Raw genomic sequence first — 23,722 nt, forward strand, 5'->3', positions numbered from 1 at the left:
CTACGGTACCTGATCGAGGCGGAAACGTCTAGGTGCTCGCGGGACTCACCAGCTGGACGGCTTGGATATTGACCCAACCGTTGAGGGGAGCTGGCTGCTGCGGAAGTCGTGCGCGGATATGCGCCGCCACCAGTGACTGCCGACACCGTCGTTCGGGCTGCCCTTCAACGCGTTGCTTAGCGGACGCGCGTTCGGGTTCAGAACTCCGGTCGGTACGTGCGAGCGCACCATACGGATCGGAAGTGCCAGGTCCGAGTCGTTGGAGATGACGATTGCGGCGTCAACGCTGCCCTGCAGTACGTCGGCGAGCAGATGCGTTGCTACGTTGACGTCGGAACCCTTTTCCTCGCGCTTGCGCACGGTGGCGAAGACCGTGCCCGCACCGTTCCGTCGAAGCCGAAGGCCGGATGTCCAAAATTCAGCGGATGTCGGATCCGAGAAGCTTGTTGGTGCCTTCGCCCCTGCAGCCTCGTTGGTGAGGACGGACTCCTTCGCCCATGAGGAGTAGTAGCCCTCCTCAATGAGGTCGACGGAGCCGTGCAGCTGCAGTGCCTTCAAGTAGAAGTCCTGCCGTTGCGTTTGGAGCGGATCGGCCGGGTCGTTCACGCGAGCGGTGCAGTAGACAACACGGTCGATGTGTGACCCGGACCAGCCAGCGAAACGGGAGGCTAGCGCTCGAAGATCGATCCACTTCCACCCCGGTGTGCTGCCCAGCTGGCTGAGGCCGCCATAGTAGAGGTTGAACCCATCGACATACACGCCCACCCGCATCTGGACACCGTAACCTATCCGGTCGGCCCGGTGCGTGTGGACGAGCTGATCCAGTCCGCGTGGAGTGGCGGTCGCGCCGCGACCACCAAGAACCGTATCCTCCTGAGGAACCGTCAGAGAGGGATCGGATGCCGGAAAAGGTCATTGTCGAGTGGGAAAACTTGCTGGATCTCGTCCTCGACGAGAGCAACCCTCGGCACGAACCCACCACCGACCGCAACGCGATCATCCGCCAAATGGTGGAGAAGGAAAGCGTGCTGCCGCTCGCACGTGACATCGTCCGGGTCGATGGCATTAGTCCTCTCGACGTGTTCGCTGGCATACGGGAGGGCGACCACATCATCGTGCTCGACGGGAACCGTCGACTCACCGCCTTGCTGCTCCTTCACGACCCAAGTCTCGCGCCCGCCAAAGAGCGGCCTGCGTTCAAAGCACTGTCTGAGTCCTTCGAGGGCAACGTCGCCGTTGAGGTGGCAGTGTTCCCGACCCGCGACGAAGCCAACGTCTGGATCGAACGTAAACATCAGGGGTTCAACAACGGGCTCGGCATGCGCGACTGGAATGCCGTTCAGAACGCCCGTTTCATGGGCAGCCGTTCGAATAACGCTCTTGCGCTCCGACTGCTCGACTATGCTCTCGAGCACCGCATCATTACACCGGAGCAACGTGCACAGCGCGTCATCACGACAGTCACCCGTTACGTCGGTAACACCGTCTTTCGAGTCGAAGGCCTCGGCATCACGACGTCGAGATCTGAACCCGACTTCCGTCACGCCGGAACCGTAAAGCTCTTCCGAGCGCGGCTGGCTCGGTTCTTCGAAGATCTCTACGCCGAGCGTGGCCCCGTCACGTCCCGATCCACAGCATCTGAACGTGCTAACTATGCCCGGGCTGTCCTGCTACCCCTCGATCCCAAGATCGCAGTCGACACCAGCGCAACGACATCAGGCGATGACTCTGCGGCGTCTCCTCCCCCGACGAGCAACGACCGTGCTGATACATCCGGGGCGACGACTGATTCATCCGGAGCTGCATCTGATCCGCCCGGCGAGCCAGACTCGACGGCCGGATCTGCCTCCGGAGGGACCACGAAAGCTGGCCCACACGGTGCACGAAAGTACTTCCTGGCCGACAGTTCCCGGTTCGCCACGTCAAACTCGAAGGTCCAGCGCATCATCGACGAGCTGGGCCGAACCGACCGTCAGCACCCCCTCGCCGCAGCGCTGCTTGCTCGGGTGTTTCTAGAGTCAGTGTTCTTCCGGTATGCGGAGCACGTGCAAGAGCGCACCATTTCGGACCGCGACAAGCAGCATGTAATCATCAAGGAGGCGCTTGAGCACTTCCGCGGACAACGAGCCGCAGGCGGGCCGAGACTCTCCCGTGACGAGCGATCCGCGCTCGAGTTGTTCCGGAACCTCGTCACCAACCAGACCTGGGTGTTCAGCGGCTTCTATCTCGGCGCCGTTGCACATGGACAGGCCTTCCCCGAATGGCGAGAGCTGACGAGCAGGTGGGATGAGATCGAAGCGGTCGTGGTCGCGGTCGTGGCGAAGCTCGGATAGCTGCCGCGTGCCGCGTGGGGAGTGGCCACGGTGTCCACGCTTCGTTAGCGTCGGTGTCACCAAGCGCGAAAGAGGACCACGTGGGCAGTACCTATTCACCCCTCCGCTACCCAGGAGGGAAGTCAACGCTCCGCGCGCTGACGAGCCAGATTCTCCGCGACAACAAGCTCCGCCGAGGCACCTACACCGAACCGTTCGCTGGAGGTGGAGGACTGGCACTGGCGCTGCTGTTCGACGGCGACGTACGTCGGATCGTGCTCAACGACCTCGACCCCGCGATCTGGTCGTTCTGGAACGCGGTCCTTCATGACACGGCAGCACTTGCGGGTCGTGTCCGTACCGCAAACGTGACCATGGACACGTGGTACCAGCAACGCGAGGTGTACAGCACTGCCGACGCAGGCTCCCTCGATCTGGCCTATGCAACGCTCTTTCTCAACCGAACCAACCGATCCGGCGTAATCACCGGCGGCGTTATCGGTGGAAAACAGCAGAACGGCGTCTACAAGCTCGACTGCCGATTCAATCGCGAGGACCTTGCGGACAAGATCGAGCGTATCGGCCGGTACAGTAACAGTATCGAACTGCACAACCTTGACGGTGAACAGTTCCTTACTGACCTGGACGGGGCGCGCGACCGGCAGTTCTTCTTCATCGACCCGCCCTATTATCACAAGGGATCGGGCCTGTACGCCAACTTCTTCACCGACGCCGATCACCGAACCCTTGCTGAAACGATCAAGAAGCTTGACGACCCATGGGTTCTCACCTACGACTGGACCGACGAGATTCGCGGCCTCTACGACGGATTCGAACGGCACCAATTCGGCATCAACTACAGCGCCGCGACCAAACGTGTCGGCAGTGAACTGCTGGTACCAAGCAAGGGCCTCAACGTGCATCGCGCGCTCGATGAGCGCGCAGCGGCGTAGCGGAGCAGACGAACGCTGGTCTTCACTAGGAGTGGTGAATCAAATCCGCAGTCACGTGACTGACAGAAGAGCGCGCTATCGGCGCGGTCAACCGCAGCCGTTTCAGCTGACATGGTGGGGATCCCGCGTGGCCCCGAGTGTCCATGGACGCGATGTGGGGAAGTCGGCGATTTTCCGCTAAGTCGTTGTCGTATGATCGGAGGGGGAGTGCTCTGACCAGGGTGCTGAACCGGTACATCGGACCTTGGCTACGTGGGTCCGCTCCAGGGGGTTGATGTGGCAGCTGTTGCGACCGAACTCGAGAATGCTGCGGCCGCTGTGCGTGAGTCAGAAGACGTCCCATACATAGGGTGGGCTTGGGTCGATCCCGCGTTTCGCGCGTCCCCCGCCCGCGCGTTCCGCGGGGGTCGCGGGCCGCTTACCATCGCGGAGGAGGGCATGCCGTCGCTTGAGCGCGCGATGCAGGCACTCCTCCGAGACCAACGGGTGACGTCGCGTTGGCGGGACGAAGACCTATGGACAATGGTTTTGTCGCTCGTGGCAGCGGCATCAGCTGGTCAGGTGGCCGATCTCCACGCGGCCGTCGATCGCCTCCTTAAACCCAAGCCGGTACGCGTCGCCGCTGCGGTGGCCAATATCACCTGGGACTCCGAGCCCGCGTCGATCGGCGCGCTGACGCTAGCCAAAGTTAATGAGGAAACGGATGTCCGAGAGTTGGCCGATACTCTCAAGCTTGACGCGCGCGCGGAGGAGTCGCTCATCGAGCATGCCCAACAACTGCTCCGAGAGTTCAATGGGTATGTTGTGGCGACCTCGACGACCGATCGTCAAGGCGAGCTAGCGACACAGGACTTCGAGCGGACCTTTGAGGACTTGATTGGGCTCACATTGATGCTCGCGGATGACCTGGGAACTCACGGTGTCTACTCCCTGCGTGGAGCGACTAATCGACCCGGAATCCGCGGCGTCGACCTGGACAGATCCGCTATTGTCGAGTTGTTAGCAGACCACGGCTCTGCTGAACTCGGCGCTAGTGTGCTCACCATCACTGGGTGGAGTTCCGGGAACAATTTCCGTTGGTACAGCGCGGACCCGTTGCCTCTTGATCGCATACTCGGTGCCGACCTGCGCGTGGTCATCGATGATTTGATGACTGCGCCAGACGCGATCGCGCAGAGGCTCCGAGTTGCTGCACGCTGGTATGCGCGCGCGTTTTGGGCGGAGGCTCAGGATGATTCAGCGTTGGCAGTGAGCGTCGCCCTTGATTCGATGTTGACGGGCAAGGATGCAGTACCCGGAGCGGTCAGCAAAAGTCGATTCGCCTTGCTCGAACGGGACCCTGCCGCTCGAGGCGGTCGGTTTGAACGCTACGAAGCGGTGTATCAGGTCCGTTCTGCGATCGCACACGGTGGTGACGCTACTCGTCGGCTGGCACAGATCGGCGGGGCGCGCTCGATGCTTGAAGATGCTCATTGGGTCGCGATGAAGTTGCTCGAGCTTCGTGGCATCTCCACTCCGGCCGACGAGAAGCAGTTCCGCGAACTTTGGGCCGCGGTGCAATGGGGAGCGCTCGACTGGGCCCATCCATCCGGACTAGGTGCGAGGGATGGCGGCTAAGCTCCATCGATGGTCAGTCCGTCTGGGACCTGACATAAATCCGCTTTATCGGTTGGTCAAGGCTGCGGTGCACAAATGCTGGGATGCTGCACAGTGCCGCCGACGAAGCAATCTGCGGCACGTCTGCATCGATGAGGTCCGTTCGTTCAGTGTTCATGCGCATCGACAGCGAGCGTTGGCCGAACGTTCGGCAGCGAGCTCCTGTGACGACCAGCGGAGGTGCAAGTGATGGCAGCGGTGGTCTTGCGTGAAAATGGCAGTGATGCGTTGCGCATCGCTCTGCGCTGGGCCGGTACACGCCCGCGCGTAGACCGTTCTTGATCCGGTGTTGCGGGCGGCCGATCGATCGCTTAACCCTCGAGCACTCGTGTCACCCACCCCTTGGCCTCGCCGCAGGCGTTCCGGTAACCAAGCAGTAACGGAGCACTGGTCTCGAGACGTGCGGTGATGGGAGCAACCGCGACCAACATCTCAGCCAGAATGGGAATCTCGCCCCCTGGCCCATCTCCTGGGGCGTCGGCATATGGGTTCAAATGCCACCGGCACCGCCAAGGAAAATCCCCCGTTTACGCGGGGGTATTCTCGTTCGGAGGTCCGCGCACAGCCTCCTGTACGAGCCGGTCTGGGTCCTGCCTCGGTCGCGTCGCCCACATTGGGACATCTTTCTTTGATCTGCTGCTTGACCAACGCCCCGCCGGATCGGGGCAGTCGGGGCTTGTCAGCGTCTCGGCGACGGCGCTCGTTGTTGGCCGACCGCACGAGTCGGCTTGCCTTCGACGACCGCACCCCGTGGCCTCTCTCTGTACCGAGCAATAGGCCCCGGGGCGCGATGAGTCAGAACGAGGTGATGACCACCCGGTTGATCTTCGGGTCGTGCAGCGACTCGTAGCCCGCCTGTACCTCGTCAATGGAGATGGTCTTCGACACGAGCTCGTCGAGCTTGTACCGGCCCTGGAGGTACAGCTCGGCGATCATCGGGATGTCGCGCTTCGGATTCGTCGAGCCCATGTAGACGCCCTCGACCCGCTTGCGTCCGTTGAGCAGTTCGAGCGACGTGAGGTCGAGGTGGTTCGACGGGTCGAGCACGCCGATCAGGTACAGGCCGCCACCTTGCGCGAGCATGTCGAATCCGGACCTCGTGACTGCCGGCAGGCCGACGAAGTCGAACACGAAGTCCGCGCCGAACCCACCCGTCAGCCCCTTCACGGCGGCGACTGCGTCCGTCGTCGTCGAGTTGACCGTGTCCGTCGCACCGAAGTGCCGTGCGTTCTCGAGCTTGTCGTCAGCGACGTCGATCGCGATGATCCGACCGGCGCCAGCGATGACCGCGCCGCTGATGGCGTTGGTGCCGACGCCGCCGGTGCCGATGATCGCGACGGTCTGCCCTGGCTGCACGTTCGCCGTGTTCATCACCGCTCCCGCACCCGTCACGACGCCGCAGCCGAGCAATGCGGCCTGCGGGAAGGGCACTGCGTCCGGGACCTTGGCGACCTGGTTCTCGTGGATGATCGCGTACTCGGCGAAGCCGCCGAGCCCCATGCCCTGCGCCAGCTCGTGGCCGTCGGTGTCGGTGAGTCGGCCGTCGCGGACGGTGGCCTCGGGGTGCTCGCAGAGGCCGACGCGGCCGGTCAGACACTTCGTGCAAGCGCCGCAGTACTGGACGAGGCAGCCGACGACGTGGTCGCCGATGGCGACGTCGCGGACCTGGTCACCGACTGCCGTGACGACGCCGGCGACCTCGTGCCCGAGGACCATCGGGACGTCGTAGCCGAGGTTCGTGCTCGCGGCGAGTTCGTCGCTGTGGCAGAGGCCGGACGCCTTGACCTCCACGAGGACCTCGCGACCGACGGGGTCTGCGATCGTGACTTCTTCCGTCTGGAATCCTCCGCCGAACTCGCGGACCACTGCTGCTTTCATCGTGTTTCTCGCTTTCTCTTCGTCGAGATGACTGGGGTGTCAGACGAGTTCGGGCCGTCTGATGCTCTCGGCCCCGCCGTCGATGAAGACGACCTGACCGGTGACGTGCGTGTTCTCCGAGCTGGCGAGCCAGGCGAGGAGCGCCGCTGGGGCCGCCGGTGGCGCTGCTGGGCCGTTGAGGGGCGAGGGTGCGCCGGCGTCGAGCGCCGCGCGTCCTTCCGCCGTCTGCAGTGCCGGCGCGGTCATGGGCGTCTCGATGACTCCGGGCGCGATCGCGTTGAGGGCGATGCCGGCGCCGGCCCACTCCGGGTCCTTCGCGTGGGTGCGCACCCAGTGCGCGATGGCCTTCTTCGTCGTCGAGTAGATCGCACTCGACCCTGCTGCGTTCGTCGCGGTCCCGATCCGCTCGGCTTCGGCACGAGCACCGGGCTCGTCGTCGGCGAGGAGCTTCGCGTACAGGCCGTCGTCGACGTCCTCGAGGGCGGCGAGGCTCGCGACGACGACCGCGCGGGGTGCGTCCGAGCCGGCGAGGAGTGGTCGGAGCCCCTCGAGGGTGGCCTTCGCGCCGAAGTAGTTCACTCCGACCGTGACCGGGCTCGCGGCGACGAGTCCTGCGACGGCGATGACGGAGTCGATGCGTCCGCCGGCGCGTTGGGAGACCTCGTGGACCAGGGCGGTGCGGCCCTCGTCGGTGCTCAGGTCGACGACGACGTCGGCGTCCCTGATGTCGACCCCGACGACGGTGTGACCGTCGGTGCGGGGCTTCTCGGTGGTGGCCTTGCCGATGCCGGATGCGGCTCCGGTGACGACGGAGGTGCGGGTCATTGGTGATCTCCTTCGATCGGGTTCGAGCGTGTGTTCGTGCGGGGCGATGCCGGTCAGCGGTCGAGTCGGGCGACGAGCCGGCCGTTGACCTCGCCGCGCTGCAACCGGCCGAGGCCCTCGGCGATGTCAGCGAACCCGATCTCCTCCGCTGCGACCGTGACGCGACCGTCGCCCATCAGGGCGAGAACAGCCTCCAGGTGTTCCGGGACGCCGGCGACGGTGGCTCCCTGCAGGTCGATCGCGCGGCTGACGAGGTCGATGGAGTTGATCGTCCACTCGGACCGGCCGAGACCGACCAGGACCACGCGACCACGGGTCTTCACGGCGCGGATCGCTCCGGAGGTCGTCGTGCCGAAGCCGGCGAAGTCGATGACGACGTCGAGGTCGCGTCCCTCGAGCTCTTCGACGTCCGCGACGACCTCGCTGACGCCGTGCGCCTTCGCGGTCTCCCACAGCGCTTCGCGGGGCTCGGCGGCGACCACGGTGGCGCCCTGCGCGATCGCGATCTGCGCGCCGGTCATCCCGAGCCCGCCGAGTCCGACGATGCCGACGCGGTCACCGGCGCCGACCTGCCCGTAGACGACGACGCCCGTGTACGAGGTCAAGCCGGCATCCGTGGCGGCCGCGGCCTGGGACCAATCCATGCCCTCCGGGAGCCGGACGAGCTTCGCGGCGCTCACGATCGTGTACTCCGCGTACGCGCCGTCGCGGGAGACGCCGGGGGCGTCGTCGGGGGAGATGGCACTGGCCACCGCGTCGCCCACTGCCCATCCTGTGACGCCCTCGCCGACCGCGGCGATGGTGCCAGAGGCTTCGTGCCCGAGGATCACGGGCAGCGGAATCGTCAACGGGATGACGCCCCCATGTAGCCGACGTCGCTGTGGCACAGGCCGGACGCGACGATCTTCAGTAGGACCTGACCGGGACCCGGTGTCGGGGTGTCCACTTCCGTCTCGGTGACCGCTCCGTGGACTTGCCCGAGTACCCAGGCCCTCATGTCGACTCCTTCATCGATGTGCGGCGTGGCTTCCTTGCGCGCCTGATCGGACCCTACGTCATTTTTCTGGACAGGTGTCTATGAACTGTGGCATGCGAGATGATCGACACATGACCAGTGCAGCGCAGGGGGATCGGCGACGGGAACTCGCTGCGACGGACGATCCCCGAGCGGCGAGGACGCGTGACCGGCTCGTCGCCGCGCTCGACGCGCTGCTCGAAGCCGGCGAAGCCGTGTCGGTCGCCGCCGTCTGCACGCGAGCCGGGGTCGGCCGGAGCACCTTCTACACGCACTTCGCGACCGTCGGAGACGTCGTCGTGTACGTGGTCGACACGATGTTCGACGAGATCGGACCGCGAGACGTCTCGCGGCGAACCGGTCAGGTCATGGCCAGGGCCGCCATCACACGGACGGGTCTCGAGGAGCTCCTGGCCGCGTTCCGCCTCCACCGCCGCTACCTCCTGTACGCGGTGTCGGCGCCGGCAACCGAACGTGTCCGTGAGCATCTCGTCGAGGAGATGTCTGCGAGCCTGCGGAGGACGATCCTCACCGAACGCCCGGACGCATCGGACGAGTTCCTCGACACGGCGGGAGAGTACATCGCCGGCGGGGTCCTCAGCGTCCTCCTCGGATGGCTCGAGAGCCCGCGCGGACGCAGTGACGACGATATCGTCGACACGGTCGCGCAGCTGCTACCGAGTTGGCTGACCACCAACGACTGAGTCTCGGAGCACGCGTGCGGCGTTGTGGATCTCGCGCGAGACGCCCCGCACACGGTGCCGTCGGCACTGATCCGCAAGCCCTCAGAGGACCGGACGGATCTCGAGCCTCCGGTTGCACGCCTTCGACGCCTCTGTTGCCAACCTGAGGGCGACGTCGGCGTCGGCAACGTCCCAGATCCACACACCGGCGACGAACTCGGTCGTCGCGACGTACGGGCCGTCCGTGACCAAGCCGGCGTCATCCCGGTTGTCGACGACCGTCGCGAGCTCGGGCGCCGCCAAGCCGGCGGCGAACACCCAGTGCCCGTCGGCGCGGAGTCGGTCGTTGAACGCATCGATGGCGGCCATCTCGGCGTCGGTGGCGCGCCCGGATGTCTGCCCGCCCGTGGTCGGGCTGCCGTCGAGGACGTTGACGAGGTACTGCATCGTTGTCTCCTTCGGTCGTCCACCGCTCGTGCGGTCTCACGTACACGGCATACACGGTGCTTCGCCGAAACGGACGTCGTTCGGTAATTGACCTCGGCGGGGCCCGAGTGTCACCGGCGCCGTGCGGGCTCGGCGCCGGTGCGCGGCGGCGCCGGCGTCTCCCGCAGGCGACCAGCCGCCGTGGTCGCGGCGTCGGTGATGGTGTGGAGGAACGTGGTGACCTGGCGGAGGTCGTCGGCGCCTGTGCGTCGGAGGACCGTGGCGATCTCCTCGCTCGACCGTTCCGCGAACGCGCGCGCCCGGTCCTCCGCCGCCGCGGTCGGGCGGAGCGTCACGCGCCGTCGGTCGGTGTGCTCCCGGCTCCGGACGATCAAGCCCGCTCCCTCGAGGCGGTCGACCAACACCGTGACCGACCCGGAGGTCATGCCGATCAGTTGCCCGAGCCGTGCGGGGGACAGTGGTTCCCCGGCAGAGGCGGCCCAGAGCACCTGTCCGAGCGCGTGCGCGTCGTTGGTCGGCAGGTCGAGCCAGACCGCCATCTGCTGGTTCAGCTCCGTGAAGGCCACGGCCCAGTCGCGGAGCGCCTGCATCACGTCGACCTGGGGGACGGACCAGGTCGTGTCGAAGACGTTCTCCATCAGACTCCTTCAATGTGCAGTCGCTTTACTGTAAAGACAGTATCGAGGAGGAGCCTATGGAACAACGCACCGCGATCGTCTCGGGAGCCAGTATCGCCGGACTCTCGGTGGCCTACTGGCTGCGGCGCACGGGCTGGCAGGTCACGGTCGTCGAACGCGCCGACTCCTTCCGGGACGGCGGCCAGAACGTCGATGTCCGCGGCGTCGCGCGGGACGTCCTCCGTCGCATGGGCCTCTTCGATGCCGTGAAGGCGAAGAACACCACCGAGACAGGCACGGTCCTCGTCGACGCCGACGGGAAGGTGACGGCCGAACTGCCCTCGGATGGGACGGACGGTGCGACGGCGGAGCTCGAGGTGCTCCGCGGCGACCTCGCCCGGGTGGTGCTCGACCACCTGCCGGACGGCGTCGACTTCGTGTACGGACAGACCATCACCGCGGTCGAGGACCGCGGTGACGCGGTCACGGTGCGCCTCGCGGACGGTCGGGCGCTCGACGCGGACCTGCTCGTCGTCGCCGAGGGTGTTCGGTCGTCCACACGTCCGCTGCTCTTCCCTGGCGACGACGTCGAGGAGCGCGATCTCGACGTCACGATGGTCTTCGGGACGATCCCCAGGACCGATGGCGACGACGACCGCTGGCGTTGGCACAACTCCGTCGGCGGCCGGCAGGTCCACCTCCGGCCCGACCCGTACGGAACGATCCGTGCGATCCTCGCGTACTCGCCGGGCGGCGACCTCCTCGGCCTGACGCGGGCCGAGATGCTCACCGCCGTGCGGGAGCGGTACGACGGGGCGGGGTGGGAGGCACCGCGCATCCTCGAGGCGCTCGAGACGTCCGACGACGTCTACGTCGACCAGCTGCAGCAGGTGCGCATGCGGACCTGGCACCGCGGCCGGGTCGTGATGGCCGGCGACGCAGCGTGGTGCGTGACACCGATGGGCGGTGGTGGTGCATCCCTCGCCCTCACCGCCGGGTACGTGCTCGCCGCCGAACTCGCCGCAGCACCCGACGACCAACCCGGCGCGCTCATCGCGTACGAGAGGTGGATGCGCCCACTGGTCGACGACGTCCAGCACCTGCCGCGCGGCATCACGGCCTTCGCGTACCCCCAGACGCGCGTCGGTCTCGCAGTGCGCGGGGTCGCGGACAAGGTCCTGCTCTCCCGGCCCTTCCGCCCACTCGCGGCGAAGCTGACCCAGGTCGCACAGACCGAGCGCGACCTGCCGCCGCTCCACGACGAACGACGGTGACGGCGAGGTGTTGCGTCGGTCTGCCGGAGCGCTCGCGCGAGTTCGAAACGTCGCCGCGCTCGGCAACCTGACCTTCACTGACGACGAGTTTGCGCCGGTGTCGAGCAGCGGTGCGTCGATGGCCTGGCGACGGCGTGCAGCGTTCCGCGCACGTCGTCGCCAGGCCGTCAGGTCAGCACTCAGGCGCGGCGGCGCCGTACCACGATCAGGCCGACACCGAGCAGGACCGCGAGTGCGGCACCGCCGACGAGGAGCGGCGAGATCGTCGACCCGGTGAAGGCGAGCTCCGCGGCGGCCTGACGAGCCACCGCGGTGGTCGTGGCGGCCACGGTGGCCGGCGCGACCGTGAATGCGTGCGACACGGTGACGGGGTCCGCCCCGGTGCCGTCCAGCGTCAGCACCAGCTCGTGGGCACCTGCGGCGGTTCCGGCCGGGATGATCACGTCGGTGTCGAGGACGCCATCGTCGCCGATCGTCACCGTCGCCAGGCGGACCGGCGTCGAGTGCAGGTCGACCGTCACGATGGAGCCCACGGGCAGGTCGGTCGCGCCGAGGTGGACACGGTCGCCGACGGACAGCGTGGTGCCGTCGATCGAGTCTCCGTCGCTGCGCGCGGTGGGGTCGAACACGAACGGCGTGGTCGAGACGCTGTCGCTCGCGGTGCCCGGTGCGACCGACGTGACGGCGCGCACGCGGAACTCGTAGCGGGACCCGTTGTCCAGACCACTGATCGTGGCCGGGGAGGTCGACGCGTCGACGCCGGTCCAGTCAGCGCCGCCGGCACGGTACTCGACGCGGTAGCCGGTGACGGCCGCACCGCCGTCGTCCGTGGGTGCGGTCCACGCGAGGACTGCCGCGCCGTCGGCGGGGGTCACGGTCAGGTCGCTCGGTGCGCTCGCGACGGTGACGGGCGTCGCGGTGGCGAGTTCGCTCCACGGTCCGGCGCCGGCGGCGTTCACGGCAGCGACACGGAAGGAGTACTCGGTGCCGTTGGCGAGCCCGGTGACGTCGGCGGACGTGGTGGCGGCGGTGATGGGCTCGCTCCACGTGGAGCCGTCGCTGCTGTACTCGACCTGGTACCCGGTGACCGGGGAGCCGTTCGCGTCGGCGGGTGCCAACCAGGTGAGCGACGCGGACTCGTCGCCGCCGACCGCCTCGACCGCCTGCGGCGAACCGGCCACGCCGAACGGAGCGGCCGGGTTGCTCGACGCGGCGGGCCCGGAGCCTGCGGCGTTGGACGCGACGATCCGGTACTCGTAGGTGGAGCCGTTGCGCAGGCCGTCGATGACGGCGTTGTCGTCGGTTGCGGCCGGGGTGGCGACGTCGGCCCACGGCCCGCCGTCGACGCGCTGCGAGATCGTGTAGCCGGTCAGCGGGCTGGAGCCGTCGCTCGCGGGAGCGGACCAGTTCAGCTCGACCGATCCGTCACCGGGGGTCACGCGGAAACCGACCGGAGCGGACGGCGTCGTGTAGGGGGTCACTGCGGCGCTCGGCTCGGAGGCGGCACCGGTTCCGGAGGCACTCGTGGCGGCGACCTGGAAGGTGTAGGCGGTGCCAGGGGTCAGGCCGTTGATCGTCGCGCTGGTGGCGGAGGTCGTCGCGGTCACGTTGCCCGGGGTGGACGTGACGGTGTACCCGGTGACGGGGTCGTCGCCGGTGTTCGTGGGTGCCGACCACGACACCGTCGCGGAACCGGCGCCGGCCGCCGCGGTGACACCGCTGGGAGCAGCGGGCGCCACTGCGGCTCGGACGACGATGGTGGAGGTGACGTCCTGCTGTCCCTTGTCGTTCGCGGCGCGGATCGTGAACGTCGATGACCCGACCGTGGTCGGCGTGCCGGAGAGCCGGCCGGACTGCGAGAGGGTGAGGCCGTCGGGGAGCGCGCCGTCGACGACCGAGAGCGTCGGAGCCGGGTAGCCGTTCACCGCGTAGTCGTAGGAGTAGGGGTGGCCGACGGGGGTGTTCGACGTCGGGGTGCCGGAGATCGTGCCACCGGCGACGACGTACTCGCGGAAGGCGAGGTCGTAGCTGGAGGCGTAGTTCTGACCCTCGTAGATCGCGCCGCCGCCGGGGTAGACGTTGGTGTCGCACCCCACGTACGCGTTCGACGGGCCCCGGAACGAGATCGCGTACGAACCCCCGGCGGTGACGGGGGCGGTGGACGTGATCGGGACCGAGAACCATCCGACACTGGAGACGGTCGCCGAGCCGGTACCGAGGACCGGGCCGGTGGGGAGCCCGTTCTGCGCTGCTCGGATGGTCAGGTTGTACGTGGCAGACCCGGAGACCTGCGCCTCGTACAGGTCGATGCCTGACACGAGCCCGCTGATCGCCGGCGTGAACGTCTGGCCGTTGTCGCCGTTCGACCACGGGCCGAGGCTGTGCGTCTCACTCGCCTGGTCGAGCGTGCCCTGCTGGGCAGCCTGGGCGGAGCCCACGGAGAGCAGTGCCGGTGCGAGTGCGGCCGCGAGGACTGCGGCGCTCGCGATGGCCGTCCGCATCGGCCGGACGGTTCGGGTTGGAGACGGAGCGGTGCGTGCGCGCAAGAGCGTTCCTTCGGGAGAGGCTCCCTCCTGCAGGGAGCAGGCCGATCATATGAGCGCGATTCGCCTCGTTACGGCGCGATCTCCACCCCAGTTCGGGTCTCAGATGACACGGTGCCATCCTCGACGCATGGACTACACCGCAGCAGAGACCCGCTACGACAGCATGCGCTACCGCCGGACCGGCCGCTCCGGTCTTGACCTGCCGCTGCTCTCGCTCGGGTACTGGCACAACTTCGGCGACGACCGGCCGTTCGAGACGCAGCGGGCGATCAGCCGACGCGCCTTCGACCTCGGCATCACCCACCACGACCTGGCGAACAACTACGGCCCGCCCTACGGCGCCGCCGAGGTGAACTTCGGCCGGCTCATGCGAGAGGACTTCCGGCCGTACCGCGACGAGATGGTCATCTCGACGAAGGCCGGCTGGGACATGTGGCCCGGACCGTACGGGCAGGGTGGTGGCTCGCGGAAGTACGTCCTCGCGTCCCTCGATCAGTCGCTCCAGCGGATGGGCCTGGACTACGTCGACGTCTTCTACTCGCACCGGCTCGACGCCTCGACCCCGCTCGAGGAGACCATGGGGGCGCTGCACACCGCCGTCCAACAGGGCAAGGCGCTCTACGTCGGGATCTCGTCCTACGACGCAGAACGCTCCCGGCAGGCCGCCGCGATCCTGCGCGACCTCGGCACCCCGCTGCTGATCCACCAGCCGTCCTACTCGATGCTCAACCGCTGGATCGAGGACGAGGGACTCCTCGAGGCAGCCGACGACCTCGGCTTCGGGGTGATCGGGTTCACGGCGCTGGCCCAGGGGCTCCTGACCGGGCGGTACCTCGACGGCGTCCCGGAGGACTCGCGCGCGGCGGCGGGCAAGTCGCTCGACGCCGGGTCGCTGACGCCGGAGGTCGTCGACCACCTGCGGGCGTTGCACGGCATCGCGGAGCGCCGGGGGCAGAGCCTGGCGCAGCTGGCGCTCGCCTGGGCGCTGCGGGACGAACGCGTGACGTCGCTGGTGATCGGCGCTTCGCGGGTGGAGCAGCTGGAGCAGAACGTGGCCGCGCTCGACGACCTGTCCTTCACGGACGAGGAACTCGCCGCGATCGACGAACACTCGGTGGGCGTTCTCGACGTCGACCTCTGGTCGGGCGCGCGCTCCGGCGCGGTCTCGTAGCGCGCCCGCGGGATGACAGACTCGGTTCCGGAGGTTCGACGATGGTGACCGAGCAAGAAGCCGCAGAGATGCAGCGCGGCGTGCATCGATCGAGCGGAGCCCGTGGATGAGGTCCATCGAAGTCCCCATGCTCCCGATCGTGATCCCGCTCGGGGTCGTGATCTTCCTCGTCCTGCTCTGGACCCTCCGCGCCCGTGGCCGCGTCACACTTCCCCGGGCGAGCGTCGCCGCCGTCCTCGCGCTCTACGCCGGGGGCGTGATCGCGAACACGGTCTTCCCGATCTTCATCCACGTCGGGACCTGGCCGGACCGCGGGCCGCGCCCACTGGCGCTCTGGCTCGTCCCGTTCGTGGACTACGGGCTCGAGGACGCGCTCGTCAACATCGCGGTGTTCGTCCCGCTCGGTGTGCTCATCCCCCTGCTCCTCGCGCGGCCGAGCTGGTGGCGGGTGACGGCGATCGTCGCCGGTGCGAGTCTCGCGATCGAACTCACGCAGATGGCCACGGCGGGGCTCGCGTACGGCGGACACATCGCGGACATCAACGACTGGATGACCAACATCCTGGGCGGCGTCATCGGCTACGGCTTGTTCGTCCTCGTGACGCGCTCGCAGTCGGTCTACGGAGTCGTCCAGCAGTTCCGCTGGCCGGCACGCGAGGCATCGTGAGCGACGGTCGGTCGACTCGGCTCCGGGGCATCGATGCCGTCTCGGTCGGAGCGATGGTGTTCACCGCAGCCGGCCTGTGCACCTGCGCCACGCTCCTGATCGACGTCAGTCACGAGGTCGCGTCCACGGCGTCGCTGTTCGCCGGCCCCCTGACGCTCGCCGGCCTGCTCATCCTGGGGTTCGGTGCGTCGGACGAACGTCCGTTGCGGGCGGTCCCGGCCGCGCAGGTGCTGCTCCTGGTGGCCGCGGTCGCGGGGGTGGTCCAGACGACGGCCCTGCGGGTCCGGGTACCCGACGTCTTCTCCGAGCCGTTCCTCCGGCTGGTCGTCCCGGGGATCGGTGTCGTCGGTGGCACGGCGGTGGCTGTCGCGTGCATCCTGCTCGCGCTGCACCGCGGGAGGCGCGTCGTCCCCGCCGCGGTCTTCGTCGGCCTCGGCCTCATCGCGATCTCGGCCCTGGTCACGAACGGCACGGCGGTCCTCGCCGATCGCCTGCTCCTCACCGCGAGATCCGGCATCGACGTCGCGTCGATGTCGATCCACCTCTCTGTGCTCGGGAGTGGCGTCGGGCTGCTCGTCATCGCCGTCGGGCTCCTCCTGTCGTCCCGGTCGACGACGCGGCAGACCGAGCGCCGTCCCGTCTGAGGACGAGTCGCGATGCCGCGCCCTGTCCGTCTCCACGGTCCGCGTCCGGCGCGCGTCCCGGTGACCCACGGCTGACGGGAGGCTCGTGGCGGCCCCGCCACGAGCCTCCCGTCCGTCCTGACGACGCTCGCTCAGCGGACGCGCGCCGCGGTCACCGTCTCGGTCGCCGCGACCGTGTCGAAGCGCCCCGCGCCGACGAGCTGCCCCGTCCGTGGTGCATGGAAGGTCGCGCCGCCACCGGTCGCCAGGGCGACGTGGTGGATGCCGTGCTCGTTCGCGAAGAACACCGGGTCGCCGGGTCGGGCGTCCTCCGGCGCGACCGGCTCGAGGGCCTCGGCCTGGTCGTCGGCGTCACGCGGGACGACGATCCCGAGGGCGCGGTAGGACACGTGGACGAGGCCCGAGCAGTCGACACCGGCGGCCGATGACCCGGCCCAGAGGTACGGCATCCCCGTGAAGGTGCGGGCGACCGCGAGCGCATCGGCGGGGTCGACGGCCCCCGGCGAAGGCGAGCGCAGCGACGTGACCGCGGTCGCTGCGAGGTCGTGCACGACGCCGTCGGGGCCGAGGTACCCGCCCGAGGCACGGCGGTCGAGGATCGCACCGAGGAGCGGCCCGCTTCGCACGACGACCGGGTCGGTCCGCGGTGCGTCGAGCGGCAGGAGGTGCGCGGTCGGCAGGAACCCGGGGTAGCCGTCCGGGTGCTTCGACGACGGTTGGAGCGGCAGGCGGACCTCTGCCCATCCGTCCGATCCGGCGACGACGACGACCGGCTCGCCGAGGACGGCGTGGGTGTCGGCGCGGTCGAGCAGACCGAGCCGTGCGTCGTCGTCGAGGCCGGCTGCCCACGCGACGAGGTCCGGCGTGTCGGCAACGGCGGCGGCGTCGATCGGCCGTGGAGCGGTCGGGGCGTTCCAGAGCACCGTCGCGGGGACCCCGACGACCGTCGGGGTGGCCAGCAGGTCGAGCATGCGCGTCATCGTGCGAGGCCCGTCGAGGAGGACGCCCGGTCGAGTGCGATCCGCAGGTGCCCGTCGGCAGCGGCGAGCGCGGACGTCGCGGTGGCGGGGCTGCTGCCGGTCAGGAGCGCGAAGACCGCCTCCTTGACCGAGCCGTGCGCCGCGTCGAGTGCGGTGGCCGCCGTTGCGGTGTCGACGCCGGTGACCGAGACGACGGTGCGGCGGCTGCGGGCGACGAGCTTGGCGTTCGTCGCGCGGAGGTCGACCATGACGTTGCCGTAGGTCTTGCCGAGCCGCACCATCGTCAGGGTCGAGAGCATGTTGACCACGAGCTTCTGGGCGGTCCCGGCGTTGAGCCGGGTCGAGCCGGCGATGAACTCGGGGCCGACCGGGGCCTCGATCGCGATCGCCGCCGTCTGGCCTGTCCTGGAGTGCTCGTTGCTGGCGACCGAGACGGTGAGCGCACCGACCTCGTTCGCGGCACGGAGCGCGCCCAGCACGTACGGGGTGCGGCCGGAGGCGGAGAGTCCGACGACGGTGTCCTGCGCGGTGAGCCCGACGGCGGCGAGGTCGGCTGCTCCTGATGCCTCGTCGTCCTCGGAGCGTTCGACGGCAGAGCGGATCGCGCGCTCCCCGCCGGCGATGATCCCGACGACGAGCGACGGATCCGTCCCGAACGTCGGTGGGCACTCGCTCGCGTCGAGGACACCGAGGCGGCCGGACGTCCCCGCGCCGATGTAGATGAGCCGGCCGCCGCCTGCCATCCGCGAGCTGATCGCGTCGACGGCGCTGGCGATCGAGGGGAGCGCGGTGCCGACGGCGTCGAACGCGGCGCGGTTCCCGTCGTGCATGGCGGCGACGAGGTCGGCGGTGTCGAGGAGGTCGACTGAGCTGCGGCGCTCGTCGACGGACTCGGTGGCGAGCGTGCTGAGCTCGTCGCCGATGGCGTCGAGGAGCGCGTCGTCTGGGTCACGGGGCATCGACACGGGACACCTGCCTCTCATGGGGGAGATCGGGGTTGTCGAGGATGAGTGCGGCGCCGTCGAGGGCGTCACCGAGCGGCTCGACGACGTCGAGGTCGCTGTCGACGAGCGCCTGCCGGAGCCGCGCCGCGAACCCGTCGTGCGCGACGAGTCCACCGGTGATCGTGACCACGTGCGCCGCAGGGTCGGCTGGAGCCGCCGCGCGGGCCGTCGTGACGAGGTGCCCGATCGCCCGCTCGACGATGTCCGACGCGACGGCGTCGCCGTCGGCCGCGTGCGACAGGACGACGGGCGCGAAGGCGGCCAGGGTGCGCTCGGGGGTCGCGGACCCGCCGACGACGGCGGGCAGTGCGTCGAGCGACGGCGCCAGCGACATCGCGGCATCGCGGAGGGCGGTGTCGCGTCCGCGTCCGTCGTGCGCGCGGAGGGCAGCACGCAGGCCCTGCTGTCCGATCCAGCGGCCGGACCCGTCGTCGCCGAGCCAGATGCCGGAGCCGTCCGCGCGTCGGATCCGTCCGGTGGGGTCGATCCCGATCGCGACGGCTCCGGTGCCGGCGACCAGCACGGTCCCGGGTGCGCCGCCGAGGGCACCGGCGTGCGCGGTCACGACGTCGCTCGTGACGACGGCGCGCCCGCCGGAGGCCGTGGCGACACGGTCCGCCAGTTCGCGGGCGCGATCGGGCACGGTCGCGGCTCCGGCAGCGCCGATGGCGACACCGCCGACGAACGCGGCGAGCGACGCGGGCGCGGGTCCGGGCCGGGGTCCGGGTCCGGGTCTCAGCACGGTCAGGGCGTCGGTGATCGCGGCGATCGCGTCCTCGAGCCCGTCGTGCTCCGCGAGGCCGGCGCTCCCGTGCCCCGAGGCGGACCGGTCGCCGACGCGCACACGGCACGTCGTCTTCCCCAGGTCGACGAGGGCAGCGGGCTCGGCTGGTGCCATGGTGGGTAATTTACCTGATCGTCATGCCGGATGAAAAGCATTGACGCGATGACATCCCGCTCCGTAGCATGACGACCAATCGGAACGCGTTCGGAGAGGTTGTCCATGACCGTGCTGGAATCGCCCAATAGTGTCATCAGGGTGAGCATCCGGACCTCGATCCAGTCGCGACTCGACACCTACCCTCCCTCGACGAGGCGTGTGGCCGAGGCGATCCTCGAGCGTCCGCAGATCGTGCTCGAGCAGACGATCACCGAGCTGGCCCGCAACTGTTCCACGAGCGAGACGAGCGTCGTCCGGTTCTGCCGCACGATCGGCTTCACCGGCTACGCCCCGATGCGGTTGCAGATGGCCACCGAGCTCGCGACCGAGTCCGCCCAGTTCGGCCAGGTCGGCGAGTACGGCTCCGACATCACCGACGCGGACTCCCTCGCCGAGATGATCGCGAAGATCAGCCGGTCCGAGATCGTCGGGATCCAGGAGACCGCGGCGTCGCTCGACCTCGACGTGCTGCAGTCCGTCATCGACCGGGTCGCCGCCGCGGACACCGTCATCGTGTTCGGTGTGTCCGCGAGCAACGCCGGCGCCCGCGACCTCGCGCAGAAACTCCTCCGCGTCGGTCGGACGGCGCTGTCGTTCGCGGACGCGCACGACGCGCTGGTCCCGGCGACGCTGCTCGGCCCGAACGGCGTCGCGATCGCGTTCTCGCACAGCGGCCGGACGCGCGAGGCGATCGAGTTCCTCCGCGCCGCACACGACAGCGGCGCCGCGACGGTGGCGATCACGAACGCCGCGGACTCGCCACTCGGCGGTGTCGCGGACGCCGTGCTCCGGACCGCAGTCCGTGAGACCGCCTTCCGCTCCGGTGCGATGGCGAGCCGGATCGCGCAGCTCACCGTCGTCGACTACCTCTTCGTCGGGGTCGCCCGCGCCGACCACGATCGGAGCGTCGCCGCCATCCGGCGCACCCACTCGGCCGTCCGACCGCTCCGCGACGGTGCGTGACGTGGCGGTCGCCGCGATCGACCGACTGCTCACCGACCCCGGGCTCCGCGCGTCCGTGATCGGGGACGCCCGCGTCGGCCTGGTCACGAACGACACCGCCGTCACCGCGGGCTTCGAGCGCACCGCCGACGCCCTGCAGCGCATCGGTGTGCGTCTCGCCCTGTTGTTCGGACCGGAGCACGGCATGCACGGCACGGGGCAGGCGGGGGAGTCCGAGGCCCTCGAGCACGACCGCGCAACCGGCCTGCCCGTCGTCGACACGTACGAGCTCGACGCCGATCGACTGGCCGAGCGGATGGCCGCGTCGGGCATCGATCTCCTGCTCGTCGACCTGCCGGACATCGGGACGCGGTTCTGGACGTACCCGTGGACGATGATCGACTGCCTCGTCGCCGCGGACCGCGCCGGCGTCCCGGTGGTCGTGCTCGACCGCCCGAACCCGATCGGCGGGACCCTCGTCGAGGGGCCGGGCCTCGATCCGGCGTTCGCGAGCTTCGTCGGCCGGGTGGACGTCCCGATCCGGCACGGGCTGACCCTCGGCGAGCTCGCCAGGACGGCGGTCGCCACCGGCACCGGCGGCCTCCGGACGACGGCGCTCGACGTCGTCGAGGTCGCGGAGTGGGACGACCGCGCACCGTGGCCGCTCGACGGTGGGCCCTGGGTCACGCCGTCGCCGAACCTGCCGACACCGGACACCGCGTTCGTCTACCCCGGTACCGGGCTCGTCGAGGGCACCAACCTCAGCGAGGGGCGCGGGACGACCCGACCGTTCGAGACCGTCGGCGCTCCGTGGCTCGACGACCGGTTCGTGCCGGCACTCCGCGAACTCGAGCTCCCCGGCGTCCGCTTCCGCGAGACCCGCTTCCGGCCGACCTTCCACAAGTACGCGGGGGAGGTCGTGCGCGGGGTCGTCCTCCACGTCACGGACCGCGAGCGATTCCGGCCGGTCCGGACCGGCCTCGCGATCATCGGGACCGCCGCGCGGCTGCACCCGGACGCCTTCGCCGTGCGGTCACAGCCCGCGGACGCCCCGCCGGAGCCCGGCTGCCCGCTCGACCGCCTCTGGGGATCCGACCGACTCCGACTCGCGCTCACCGCGGGTGACGACGTGGTCGGGTTCGCGGACACGACGGACGACCGGGTGACCGCATGAGCCTGGAGGCTCGGCTCACCACGCTCCTCGACGTCGCGGTGGCCGGAGGGGTCGCCTCCGCAGCGGCCGCCGTCGTGGTCGTCGACGGGAGCGTCGCGGCGCGGAGCGTCCGTGGCACGGTCGCGACGGTCGACGACGACGGTGCCGCGATCCCCGCCGAGGCGCGCACCGCGGTCGCCGACGGAGCGCGCTTCGACCTGGCGTCCGTGACGAAGACGTACTCGGCGTACACGCTCCTCCGGCTCGTGGAGTCCGGTGTGCTCGGCCTCGACGACCCGATCGCGGAACACCTGCCCGACTACCGGAACGACCCGGACCGACGTGCCGTCACCCTCCGTCACCTGCTGACCCACACCTCCGGGCTCCCGGCGACCTGGGCCGGCTGGCGGGCTCCCTTCGACGCGGCGCTCGCCGCGCTGCCGGACGGTGCCCCGACCTTCCGGGCGTCGCCGCTGTCGGACCGGGCCGCTCTGCGGGCGGACCTGGCGCGCACGACGCTCACCGAGCCTCCCGGCCGGCACTGGGAGTACGCGTGCACCGGGTTCAACACGGCCATGCTCGTGGCGGAGGCAGCGACCGGCGAGCCGTGGGCCGACCTCGTCGCGCGCGAGACGCTCGTCCCGCTCGGGCTCGCGGACACGCGCTACCGACCGACCGATGCCGGGCTGCGGGACGACGTCGTCGCGACCGAGTACCAGCCGGAGCTGCACCGCGGCGTCGTGCGTGGCGACGTGCACGACGAGTCGTCGTGGTCACTCGGCGGCGCGACCGCGAACGCGGGGCTCTTCGCCGACGTCGACGACGTCGCGCGCTTCGGCGAGGTGCTCCGTCGTGGCGAGACCGAGGTCACCGCGCGGTGGATGTGGGACGACCAGTTGCCCACGGTGACCGGACGGCCGGATCCACGCGGCGACGGGACGGGAGCCAGTCTCGGGCTCCGCGTCGGCGAGACGTCGTGGATGGGCACCTCCGGCACGGCCTCGCGCGGGCACACCGGGTTCACGGGCACGTCGGTCCAGGTCGACCGGTATGCCGGACTGACGATCGTGCTGCTGACGAACCGGGTGCACCCCACACGGCACGGGTCGGGGGTCACGGCGCTGCGTCGCGACGTCGCCGAACTGGCGTTCGCGTGCCGGTGAGCGTGGCCGGTGACGGCGGACCGCTCGTCACCTGGGTGCTCCTCGACCCGATCGGTGGCACGGTGTCCGAACGGGACGCCGACGTGGTGCTGCCAGCGGCCTCCACCATCAAGCTCGTCGTGCTCCTCGCCCTGCTCCTGGCGGTCGACGACGGCACGATCGCGCTGGACCGGTCGGTCACGGTGTCCTCGACCACGACGTCGGCGGCGGGCGGCGGCATCGTCGTCCGACCGGATCCCGAGGACGCCGACCCGGAGTTCCCGCCGGACGGTGCGGAGGCGACCGTCGCGGCGCTCGCCGGGATGATGATCGAACGGTCCTCGAACGAGGCGACCAACGTGCTCCTGGACCTGCTCGGTCCCGGACGGATCGCGGAGACTATCCGTGCGGCGGAGCTCGGCCGGACGATCCTCGCCCGCAAGCTCGGCGACGTGCCGGCGCAGCGTGCGGGGCTCGAGAACCGGTCGTCCGCGTCCGACCTCGCCCGCACGATGCACCTGCTCGTGTCCGGTCGCGTGCTCTCCGCGTCGAGCGCCGCGTTCGCGCGTGCGGTGCTCGCACGACAGCGTTTTCCGCACATCGCGCGCGAGCTGCCACCCGGTCGGTGGTGGGGGTCGAAGAGCGGGTGGGTCCCGGGGGTCGTGCACGACGTCGCCGCGTTCGCGACCACTGCGGACGCCGACGATGCGTCCGTCCTGGCGGTCTGCACGCGCGGCTTCGACGAGGCGCAGGGCGATGCGGTCATCCGGTCCGTGGGGAGCGTGTTGCGATCGTGTTTCCTGATCACGTAAACCATTGACGCAATTGCGTCGCGCTAGGTAACCTTCCGACAACTTCGCTCCCGAGACGAAG

General features: G+C 69.3%; 22 protein-coding genes. 12 read left to right on the top strand and 10 right to left on the bottom strand.

All coding sequences use genetic code 11. From position 1 onward, the window contains the following. Positions 1-45: 45 nt before the first annotated feature. Positions 46-771 carry an NYN domain-containing protein gene (locus ACIPJ2_RS04355; RefSeq protein WP_402727712.1) on the bottom strand — a complete coding sequence of 242 codons (726 nt, stop codon included), beginning with the start codon at positions 769-771 and terminating at the stop codon, positions 46-48. 128 nt (positions 772-899) lie between these two features. Here ACIPJ2_RS04355 and ACIPJ2_RS04360 point away from each other — a divergent pair, with 128 nt between their 5' ends. From ACIPJ2_RS04360 to ACIPJ2_RS04370, 3 genes are all read left to right on the top strand, one after another. Further along, positions 900-2,333: a hypothetical protein gene (locus tag ACIPJ2_RS04360; protein WP_402727713.1), complete on the top strand. Its 1,434-nt coding sequence runs from the start codon at positions 900-902 to the stop codon at positions 2,331-2,333. 80 nt (positions 2,334-2,413) lie between these two features. Then, the gene (locus ACIPJ2_RS04365) at positions 2,414-3,265 is read left to right on the top strand and encodes a DNA adenine methylase (RefSeq protein ID WP_402727714.1); all 852 of its coding nucleotides are present in this window, start codon (positions 2,414-2,416) and stop codon (positions 3,263-3,265) included. Between the two features lie 561 nt (positions 3,266-3,826). After that, positions 3,827-4,882, top strand: coding sequence for a hypothetical protein (locus tag ACIPJ2_RS04370; RefSeq protein WP_402727715.1), 1,056 nt, complete (start codon positions 3,827-3,829; stop codon positions 4,880-4,882). 834 nt (positions 4,883-5,716) lie between these two features. On the opposite strand, the gene ACIPJ2_RS04375 is transcribed toward ACIPJ2_RS04370, so the two are convergent. Genes ACIPJ2_RS04375 through ACIPJ2_RS04385 form a run of 3 tightly spaced genes read right to left on the bottom strand, consistent with a single transcriptional unit; the run spans position 5,717 to position 8,511 of the window. Continuing rightward, positions 5,717-6,799 (bottom strand): zinc-binding dehydrogenase, encoded by a 1,083-nt coding sequence (locus ACIPJ2_RS04375; RefSeq protein WP_402727716.1) that lies wholly within the window; start codon positions 6,797-6,799, stop codon positions 5,717-5,719. A gap of 39 nt (positions 6,800-6,838) precedes the next feature. Continuing rightward, a complete protein-coding gene (locus tag ACIPJ2_RS04380) occupies positions 6,839-7,624 on the bottom strand; it encodes an SDR family oxidoreductase (protein ID WP_402727717.1) in 786 nt (261 codons plus the stop codon). Between the two features lie 53 nt (positions 7,625-7,677). Beyond that, complete coding sequence (locus tag ACIPJ2_RS04385) at positions 7,678-8,511, bottom strand: zinc-binding dehydrogenase (protein WP_402727718.1); 834 nt, start codon at positions 8,509-8,511, stop codon at positions 7,678-7,680. Between the two features lie 220 nt (positions 8,512-8,731). On the opposite strand from ACIPJ2_RS04385, the gene ACIPJ2_RS04390 reads away from it, so the two are divergent. After that, positions 8,732-9,343, top strand: a complete 612-nt coding sequence (locus ACIPJ2_RS04390; protein WP_402727719.1) for a TetR/AcrR family transcriptional regulator — start codon at positions 8,732-8,734, stop codon at positions 9,341-9,343. A gap of 81 nt (positions 9,344-9,424) precedes the next feature. On the opposite strand, the gene ACIPJ2_RS04395 is transcribed toward ACIPJ2_RS04390, so the two are convergent. Both ACIPJ2_RS04395 and ACIPJ2_RS04400 read right to left on the bottom strand, forming a co-directional pair. Beyond that, a complete protein-coding gene (locus tag ACIPJ2_RS04395) occupies positions 9,425-9,769 on the bottom strand; it encodes a YciI family protein (protein ID WP_402727720.1) in 345 nt (114 codons plus the stop codon). Between the two features lie 110 nt (positions 9,770-9,879). Then, positions 9,880-10,407 carry a MarR family winged helix-turn-helix transcriptional regulator gene (locus tag ACIPJ2_RS04400; RefSeq protein WP_402727721.1) on the bottom strand — a complete coding sequence of 176 codons (528 nt, stop codon included), beginning with the start codon at positions 10,405-10,407 and terminating at the stop codon, positions 9,880-9,882. A gap of 56 nt (positions 10,408-10,463) precedes the next feature. On the opposite strand from ACIPJ2_RS04400, the gene ACIPJ2_RS04405 reads away from it, so the two are divergent. Further along, a complete protein-coding gene (locus tag ACIPJ2_RS04405) occupies positions 10,464-11,660 on the top strand; it encodes an FAD-dependent monooxygenase (RefSeq protein ID WP_402727722.1) in 1,197 nt (398 codons plus the stop codon). Between the two features lie 179 nt (positions 11,661-11,839). Here the strand turns inward: ACIPJ2_RS04405 and ACIPJ2_RS04410 are convergent, their stop codons facing one another. Beyond that, on the bottom strand, positions 11,840-14,161 hold the full coding sequence (locus tag ACIPJ2_RS04410; protein WP_402727723.1) for a fibronectin type III domain-containing protein: 2,322 nt from the start codon (positions 14,159-14,161) through the stop codon (positions 11,840-11,842). A 172-nt stretch (positions 14,162-14,333) separates the two neighbouring features. Between ACIPJ2_RS04410 and mgrA the strand changes: the two genes are divergently transcribed. The 3 genes from mgrA (at position 14,334) to ACIPJ2_RS04425 (ending at position 16,688) form a co-directional block, all read left to right on the top strand. Then, on the top strand, positions 14,334-15,377 hold the full coding sequence (gene mgrA, locus ACIPJ2_RS04415; RefSeq protein ID WP_402727724.1) for an L-glyceraldehyde 3-phosphate reductase: 1,044 nt from the start codon (positions 14,334-14,336) through the stop codon (positions 15,375-15,377). Between the two features lie 106 nt (positions 15,378-15,483). Continuing rightward, on the top strand, positions 15,484-16,044 hold the full coding sequence (locus ACIPJ2_RS04420) for a VanZ family protein (protein WP_402727725.1): 561 nt from the start codon (positions 15,484-15,486) through the stop codon (positions 16,042-16,044). Next, positions 16,041-16,688 carry a hypothetical protein gene (locus tag ACIPJ2_RS04425; RefSeq protein WP_402727726.1) on the top strand — a complete coding sequence of 216 codons (648 nt, stop codon included), beginning with the start codon at positions 16,041-16,043 and terminating at the stop codon, positions 16,686-16,688. Before ACIPJ2_RS04420 ends, ACIPJ2_RS04425 begins: the two co-directional genes overlap by 4 nt. Before the next feature lie 131 nt (positions 16,689-16,819). On the opposite strand, the gene ACIPJ2_RS04430 is transcribed toward ACIPJ2_RS04425, so the two are convergent. The 3 genes from ACIPJ2_RS04430 to ACIPJ2_RS04440 are packed head-to-tail and all read right to left on the bottom strand — an operon-like array spanning position 16,820 to position 19,570. Beyond that, complete coding sequence (locus ACIPJ2_RS04430; RefSeq protein WP_402727727.1) at positions 16,820-17,659, bottom strand: NlpC/P60 family protein; 840 nt, start codon at positions 17,657-17,659, stop codon at positions 16,820-16,822. A 5-nt stretch (positions 17,660-17,664) separates the two neighbouring features. Then, positions 17,665-18,627 carry an N-acetylmuramic acid 6-phosphate etherase gene (gene murQ, locus ACIPJ2_RS04435; protein WP_402727728.1) on the bottom strand — a complete coding sequence of 321 codons (963 nt, stop codon included), beginning with the start codon at positions 18,625-18,627 and terminating at the stop codon, positions 17,665-17,667. Beyond that, positions 18,617-19,570, bottom strand: coding sequence for an N-acetylglucosamine kinase (locus ACIPJ2_RS04440; protein WP_402727729.1), 954 nt, complete (start codon positions 19,568-19,570; stop codon positions 18,617-18,619). Before ACIPJ2_RS04440 ends, murQ begins: the two co-directional genes overlap by 11 nt. A gap of 105 nt (positions 19,571-19,675) precedes the next feature. Here ACIPJ2_RS04440 and ACIPJ2_RS04445 point away from each other — a divergent pair, with 105 nt between their 5' ends. Genes ACIPJ2_RS04445 through ACIPJ2_RS04460 form a run of 4 tightly spaced genes read left to right on the top strand, consistent with a single transcriptional unit; the run spans position 19,676 to position 23,661 of the window. Next, the gene (locus ACIPJ2_RS04445) at positions 19,676-20,575 is read left to right on the top strand and encodes a MurR/RpiR family transcriptional regulator (RefSeq protein ID WP_281266495.1); all 900 of its coding nucleotides are present in this window, start codon (positions 19,676-19,678) and stop codon (positions 20,573-20,575) included. Position 20,576: 1 nt separating this feature from the next. After that, positions 20,577-21,728 (top strand): exo-beta-N-acetylmuramidase NamZ domain-containing protein, encoded by a 1,152-nt coding sequence (locus ACIPJ2_RS04450; protein ID WP_402727730.1) that lies wholly within the window; start codon positions 20,577-20,579, stop codon positions 21,726-21,728. After that, positions 21,725-22,870 carry a serine hydrolase domain-containing protein gene (locus ACIPJ2_RS04455; RefSeq protein WP_402727731.1) on the top strand — a complete coding sequence of 382 codons (1,146 nt, stop codon included), beginning with the start codon at positions 21,725-21,727 and terminating at the stop codon, positions 22,868-22,870. The genes ACIPJ2_RS04450 and ACIPJ2_RS04455 overlap by 4 nt, the downstream gene beginning before the upstream one ends. Further along, positions 22,861-23,661, top strand: coding sequence for a serine hydrolase (locus ACIPJ2_RS04460; RefSeq protein ID WP_402727732.1), 801 nt, complete (start codon positions 22,861-22,863; stop codon positions 23,659-23,661). The genes ACIPJ2_RS04455 and ACIPJ2_RS04460 overlap by 10 nt, the downstream gene beginning before the upstream one ends. Positions 23,662-23,722 lie beyond the last annotated feature (61 nt).

Source organism: Curtobacterium sp. NPDC090217, from assembly GCF_044746705.1.
GTDB lineage: Bacteria > Actinomycetota > Actinomycetes > Actinomycetales > Microbacteriaceae > Curtobacterium.